Genomic DNA, 6,443 nt, shown 5'->3' on the forward strand with positions numbered 1-6,443 from the left:
TGCTCATCAGGTTGTAGTCCACCCACAGGCCACCCATGGTGTAGTGGATGGCCGGATAGATCATCATGGGGGTCTGGTACGGGTTGTCCGCCGTGATCTTTTCGTACATCTGGAACAGATTACCGTATTTCTTTTCGATGACGTCCTTGCCGTCGCGATGGATGGCATCGGCGAAATCGAGATAGACCGCCTGGCCGGTTTCACCCACGCCCTTGCCCATGTCGCATTGCTCCTTGGCATTGCGGGAGGCGACGTCCCGGGGGACCAGGTTGCCGAAACTGGGGTATTTGTTTTCCAGATAGTAATCACGGTCCGACTCGGGAATCTGGTCCGGTGTGCGTTTGTCTCCCGGGTTTTTAGGCACCCACACCCGGCCGTCGTTTCTCAGACTTTCGCTCATGAGGGTCAGCTTGCTCTGGAAGGTACCGTGAACCGGGATGCAGGTCGGGTGGATCTGGGTGAAGCAGGGATTGGCGAAAAAAGCACCTTTTTTATAAGCCCTGAAGGCTGCGGTCACGTTGGAGGCCATGGCGTTGGTGGAGAGAAAAAACACATTGCCGTATCCGCCGGTGCAAAGCACCACGGCGTCGGCGGCATGGCGCTCGACTGCCCCGTTGATCATGTTCCGAACGACAATGCCCTTGGCGTGGCCGTCGACCAGCACCACATCCAGCATCTCACGCCGGGGGAACATCTGGACTTTGCCGGCGGCCACCTGGCGCATCAGTGCGCTGTAGGCCCCCAAGAGCAGCTGCTGGCCGGTTTGTCCCCTGGCATAGAAGGTACGGGAAACCTGGGCGCCGCCAAAGGATCGGTTGTCCAGCAGACCGCCGTAATCCCGGGCAAAGGGGATGCCCTGGGCCACACACTGGTCGATGATGTCGTTGCTCACCTGGGCCAGGCGATAGACGTTGGCCTCCCTGGCCCGAAAATCTCCGCCCTTGACCGTGTCGTAGAACAGCCGCCAAATGCTGTCACCGTCGTTGGGGTAGTTCTTGGCGGCGTTGATGCCACCCTGGGCCGCTATGCTGTGGGCCCGTCGGGGGCTGTCCTGGATACAAAACGTCTTTACGTTGTAGCCCAGTTCGGCCAGGGTCGCCGAAGCCGATCCGCCGGCCAAACCGGTGCCGACCACAATGATGTTGAATTTTCGTTTGTTGGCCGGATTGACCAGCTTTAGTTCAAACCGGTGCCGGTCCCATTTTTCTGTGATCGGTCCGCCGGGTATTTTTGCATCAAGCGCCATGGTATTTCCTTTCTGGACAGGTTGGGGGCGGGCAACCCCGTCGTGAGTGTTAATTGTGGCCGAAGCCTGGGCCCCGTAACGGTCGGCCCATCAGGCCAGCAGGAAAATATAAATGGGCAGAAAGCCGAATCCGATGCCCACCACCACCGCAAAGGCGATACCGACCGTCCGGACGGTCGGCATGTACTTGGGATGGTTGGCGCCGACCGTCTGAAAGGCGCTCCAGAATCCGTGGCTGACGTGGATGGCGGCGACCACCATGGCCACGATGTAGACGACCACATAGCCGGTATTGGAAAAGGCGCCGGAGACGATGTTAAAAATAGTGGTGTTCGTTTTGTCCACGAAATGAAAGTTCATCAGATGAAAAAGGATGAAGGCCAACAAAATAGCGCCGGTGTACGGCATGGTGGCGGATCCGAAGGTTCGGCCGCCGGCGGTCTTGTTGACCGCATAGCGTACCGGCCGGGCCTTCAGGTTCTGCAGAAAAAGAATCAGGCCGGTGATCACGTGAACCAGAAAAAAGGACAGCAGGACCAGCTCGGCCACCGTCAGCAGCGGTCCCAGAGCGTGAAGATGCTCGGCATAGCCGTTGAAGGCATCTTTTCCGCCATAAATGGTCAGGTTACCTGCCAGGTGGGCTGCCAGGAATCCGCAAAAACTAAACCCCGTGATGGCCATCAGCAGTTTTTTCGCGATGGATGACCCCAGTGTGCCGGTAATCCAGTTCATCGTTGCCTCCCGTTTAAGGTAATTGCCAGAATTTTTGAATAAGGGAACTAAACTATTTTTCTTTCCTATCCCTGTCAATAAATAATTTCAACCACCATGAATCCCATTCAGTTTTCGCTATGCTTTCCGAAAGCTTGATGCCTGCAGCCGTCTGTAGGCGTGCTTTTACATGCGCGGACCACTTGTCCGGGGCGGCGTAGCCCATATCCGACAGGGATTTCAGATCCAGCAGGAAGGCCAGTTGGTCAGCGTCGCGGGCCAGCCGGGATTCAAGCGTTTCACAGGCATTGAACTCGTCGAGCAGCGCGTGGATGTCCGGTCCGAAAGGCAGGCCCCGTGTCATGTGAGTCACAGCCTTTTTTTCATTGGCGGTTACATATTTTTTCTGAACCGAGTTCAGATCGCCCATCCTGGCTTCGGGGAGATCGTGAATCAGACACATGGCCAGCAACCGGCCCTCATCCGCTTCCGGTTCCATCCTTGCCAGCGTCCAGGCGATGCACATGACGCCAAAGGTGTGTTCGGCGACAGACTCTTTTCCCGGGCCAAGGAACTGATACCCGGTGCGGTGAACCCTTTTTAACAGCATGGTTTCAAACAAGAACTCGGCGATGCGTTCCATTATCTCTCCCCTATTTTAATGCCGATCTGACTAAATTTATGGATGCACATGCTCAGGTGGTAAGGGCGCCGGACGCAAAATCGTCGGCACCTCGCGAAAATGGCGGTCCCTGTGGCTGCAAAGCCTTGAACCGCGGCGCTTCAAACGTCAAACTGCTTGACACCATCAGGAGGCTTGTATAGTTATACAAAACCTTTTTCAAGGGGTTGCGATGGATTGAACATCCCATACCGGTTACCCGTGGACTCACCGGCAGCGCAAACCCCACGCATGCTTTAATTATTACATAGTGGAGAGACGGACATGGTGCCTATCCAGATGGATTATATTCACATTATCAGCAACGCCAGCCTGATGGTGAAATTTGTCCTGCTGCTGCTGCTTTTCTTCTCCGTGATGTCCTGGTCGATCATTATTATAAAGATCCGGTACATCCGCAAGGCGTTTAAGGAGTCGGATATTTTTATCGATTATTTCTGGAAAAGCCGGGATCTGGCCGGTGCCTTTACCAAGGCCAAACAACTGAGCGGAAGCCCGGTGGCCCGGATCTTCAGAATCGGATATGCCGAACTGCGCAAACTCAACCCCAGTGGCAAACCCGGCGACGAGGTTATTCCCGATGAAAGCAGTCCCTCCCTGCGCCAGGGCTTTTCTGGCACCGACAACGTGAAACGGTCCCTTCGACGGGCCATCAACACGGAGATGACACGAATCAATCAGATGGTTCCTTTTCTGGCAACCACCGGCAACACGACCCCATTTATCGGGTTGTTCGGCACCGTGTGGGGAATCATGAACTCCTTCCATGGCATCGGGCAGCGGGGATCGGCCAGCCTTGCCGTGGTGGCACCGGGTATTTCAGAGGCGCTGGTGGCCACGGCTGCCGGTCTGGCAGTCGCTATCCCCGCCGTGATCGCGTTCAACCATTTCATGCAGAAGATTCGCGTGATTGAGACGGAATTGCACAGTTTTTCGGCTGATTTTCTCAACATTCTCGACCGGGACATTCTACGTTAAAAGGGAGGCGGCATGGCAATCGGCAGCGGCAGTGATCGGCTCATGTCGGACATCAACGTGACCCCATTTGTGGACGTCATGCTGGTACTGCTTATCATATTCATGGTAACGGCACCCATGATGGTTCAAGGGGTCGATGTGGCCCTTCCCGAGGTGAGCGGCACCCCCATGGTGACTGAAAAGGAGAACCTCACCGTGACCATCGACCGGGAGGCCAACATTTATATCAACGATTTTCAGGTGCGGATGGATTTCCTCAAAGAGAAGCTGGAAAAAATCCTTGCGGGCAAAACGGATCGCGAGGTCTTTTTCCGGGCGGACAAAGACGTCCCCTATGGTGTTGTTGTCGGGGTGATGGCGGAAATCAAGGCTGCCGGTGTCGACAAGCTGGGCATGGTGACCGACCCCTTCGACGACCAGACCATCGGACAGTCCTCCGGTAAAAAAGGCTGATGAAAAAGAACATCCGCGTTCCGGTCTCTTCCAGCCAGGACCTGCGGGGCGATGGGCAGGCGCCTTTTTTTTATCCAGTGGCCCTTTCCTTCGTTTGTCACTTGGTGTTTCTGTTGCTTTTCGTGATCACGCCCAGTCTGCACTCTGAAAAAGTCCAGACCCAGTCGGTGATCAATGTCAGCATGGTATCTTTAAAAAATCCTGCTACGGAGGCCAGCCAAAAACCGGCTGTGGAAAATAAGGCTCCCAAAATTGAAAAGCCCGAGGTGGTGAAAAAACCGACGGTCACCCCGCCGGTTAAAAAAAGGGTCAAGGTGGCGGAAACGCCACCTAAACCCAAGACGTCGCTGAAAAAAAAGACCTTTAAATCCACGCAAGTGGTCAAGCAGGCCATCGAACAGTTGGAAGAGCAGGTCACCGCCAAACCAGACGAGCAGACGGAAGCGGAGCAGCCTGAACCACTGAAATCCGCTTTGGAGCGGCTGCGGCAGGAGGTGGGCAAGGCGGAAGCCAGCCGGTCGGCGCCATCCGGCGAAAGCACTGAGCGTTCAACCGGGAAAACGGGTGGAAAAGTTGGAAAGTTCAACGAAGACGGAAAAAAGACAGCCGAGTTGATCGATCTGTACCGCATCGAAATTGCTTACCAGATCCAGAAAAGCTGGGCGTTTAATGAGCAGATGGCCGGCGGTGACCAATCCCTGGTGGCGGCCATCGTTTTCAAGGTGATGCCCGATGGAGAAATCCGGGATATCTTTTTCACAGACCGCTCCGGCAACACCTATTTGGATGAGTCGGCATACAAGGCCATTGTGAAATCCAACCCGGTGGACAGCCACCCCAATGGACTGGCTCAACCCTATGTGGTCATGGCCATCCGGTTCACCCCACAAGGCATCCGTTAAGTGTTCAGGGGCTCAGAAACACTAACAGCCCTGCTAATCCCTGAACCGTTGAACGGTTACCCAAAAACCAAGGACACCATGCTACTATGATTCGACGCCGATTGATGTTCGTCCTACCTGTGTTGTTCGTTTTGCTGCTGCCCTGGCCGACAGCCGCTGCGCAATACAATTATATTGATATATCCAACCCCTTTCTTCGAAAAACCCCCATCGCCGTGCCGATGTTCAAAGCTGCCGCCCAGGATCCGACAGCCATGGAAGCGGCCAAAGCCGCATCGGCGCTGCTGGAATATTATCTCGATTTTACAGGATATTTTTCCATCAGCGACCCGGGTGCCTTCCTCGAAGATCCTCAGATAATGGATATTTCCGGAGCCGGTATCCGTTATCGGAACTGGACGGCCATCGGTGCTGAGCTGCTGGTGACCGGCGGTGTGGTGATTCGGGATGGTGATGCCGAATTCGAGCTTCGACTGTTCGACACGGTCAAAGAAAAAATGCTGGTGGGGAAACGCTATCGGGGCAGTCCTGACGATCACCGCCAGGTGGCCCGACGGTTCTGCAGCGAGGTGGTATTTGCCATCACCGGCAACCGCGGTTTCTTCGATTCGAAAATTGCCTTTGTTTCCAACGGGTCTGGCCACAAGGAAATTTACCTTTGTGAATTTGACGGCAGCAACATCACCCGGTTTACTCACCACAACAGTATCTCGCTTTTCCCCGACTGGTCCTCGGACGGCCGATGGATTGCCTATACTACCTATGCGGACAAATGGCCGCGGATCCGCATGCAGCATGTGAGGGAAAACCGGACTGCAAAAATCGACAAACCGGGTCTGCAGGCTGCGCCGGCATGGGTTCCTGGCAAGTTTGAACTGGCTGCCAGCCTTTCATTTTCCGGTGACCAGGAAATTTACCTGTTGACCGGAAATGGGAAAATGATTAAAAGATTGACAAGCAGCATGGGGATCGACGTGGAACCGACATGGTCTCCAGACGGCAGACGCATGGCGTTTGTGTCCAAACGGTCGGGCAATCCCCAGCTTTTCATTTACGACACCATTTCTAACCGGGTTCAGCGGTTGACTTTTGAGGGGCGCTACAACACACAGCCCAATTGGTCTCCCAAAGGAGACAGAATCGCTTACTCTGCCATGAAAAGTGGCGTCATTGATATCTTTACCATCAACCCCGACGGTGGCGAGCCCGTTCAACTCACTGAGAATCAAGGAAGCAATGAGGCACCGACATGGTCCCCGGACGGCAGCCTTATTGCCTTCAGCTCGACGCGGGAGGGCAAAAGCAGGCTTTACGTGATGACCGCTTACGGAACCGACCAGAGACGTCTACTCACCTTGCCCGGTGAGCAGACCAACCCAAAGTGGTCTCCAAATATGTTAAACCCATGAATCGTAGGTATACCCGAAAAAGGAGGAGAAAGTGATGAAAAGAAAGTGGATCATTCTGGCCA

Annotated in this window: 7 protein-coding genes; 4 read left to right on the forward strand and 3 right to left on the reverse strand. The window is 54.6% G+C overall.

From position 1 onward, the window contains the following. The 3 genes from sdhA to QNK41_RS02095 form a co-directional block, all read right to left on the reverse strand. The coding region (sdhA, locus tag QNK41_RS02085; protein ID WP_319253248.1) for a succinate dehydrogenase (quinone) flavoprotein subunit at positions 1-1,246 on the reverse strand (1,246 nt) is incomplete at its 3' end. A 90-nt stretch (positions 1,247-1,336) separates the two neighbouring features. Next, positions 1,337-1,978: a succinate dehydrogenase cytochrome b subunit gene (locus tag QNK41_RS02090; RefSeq protein ID WP_319253249.1), complete on the reverse strand. Its 642-nt coding sequence runs from the start codon at positions 1,976-1,978 to the stop codon at positions 1,337-1,339. 52 nt (positions 1,979-2,030) lie between these two features. Further along, positions 2,031-2,600, reverse strand: a complete 570-nt coding sequence (locus tag QNK41_RS02095; RefSeq protein ID WP_319253251.1) for an HD domain-containing protein — start codon at positions 2,598-2,600, stop codon at positions 2,031-2,033. A 303-nt stretch (positions 2,601-2,903) separates the two neighbouring features. Here QNK41_RS02095 and tolQ point away from each other — a divergent pair, with 303 nt between their 5' ends. From tolQ to tolB, 4 genes are all read left to right on the forward strand, one after another. After that, positions 2,904-3,617 (forward strand): protein TolQ, encoded by a 714-nt coding sequence (gene tolQ / locus QNK41_RS02100; protein WP_319253253.1) that lies wholly within the window; start codon positions 2,904-2,906, stop codon positions 3,615-3,617. A gap of 12 nt (positions 3,618-3,629) precedes the next feature. Next, complete coding sequence (tolR, locus tag QNK41_RS02105; protein WP_319253255.1) at positions 3,630-4,070, forward strand: protein TolR; 441 nt, start codon at positions 3,630-3,632, stop codon at positions 4,068-4,070. Continuing rightward, on the forward strand, positions 4,070-4,972 hold the full coding sequence (locus tag QNK41_RS02110) for a TonB C-terminal domain-containing protein (protein ID WP_319253257.1): 903 nt from the start codon (positions 4,070-4,072) through the stop codon (positions 4,970-4,972). Before tolR ends, QNK41_RS02110 begins: the two co-directional genes overlap by 1 nt. 86 nt (positions 4,973-5,058) lie before the next feature. After that, complete coding sequence (tolB, locus tag QNK41_RS02115; RefSeq protein ID WP_319253259.1) at positions 5,059-6,381, forward strand: Tol-Pal system beta propeller repeat protein TolB; 1,323 nt, start codon at positions 5,059-5,061, stop codon at positions 6,379-6,381. Positions 6,382-6,443 lie beyond the last annotated feature (62 nt).

The sequence above is a fragment of the Desulfosarcina sp. genome (genome assembly GCF_033791525.1).
Lineage (GTDB): Bacteria > Desulfobacterota > Desulfobacteria > Desulfobacterales > Desulfosarcinaceae > Desulfosarcina.

Excerpts from the sequence above, each read along its gene's own strand:
- tolB (WP_319253259.1), top strand. The coding sequence starts at position 5,059 with ATGATTCGACGCCGATTGATGTTCGTCCTACCTGTGTTGTTCGTTTTG.
- QNK41_RS02090 (WP_319253249.1), bottom strand. The coding sequence starts at position 1,978 with ATGAACTGGATTACCGGCACACTGGGGTCATCCATCGCGAAAAAACTG.
- QNK41_RS02095 (WP_319253251.1), bottom strand. The coding sequence starts at position 2,600 with ATGGAACGCATCGCCGAGTTCTTGTTTGAAACCATGCTGTTAAAAAGG.
- QNK41_RS02110 (WP_319253257.1), top strand. The coding sequence starts at position 4,070 with ATGAAAAAGAACATCCGCGTTCCGGTCTCTTCCAGCCAGGACCTGCGG.
- tolQ (WP_319253253.1), top strand. The coding sequence starts at position 2,904 with ATGGTGCCTATCCAGATGGATTATATTCACATTATCAGCAACGCCAGC.
- tolR (WP_319253255.1), top strand. The coding sequence starts at position 3,630 with ATGGCAATCGGCAGCGGCAGTGATCGGCTCATGTCGGACATCAACGTG.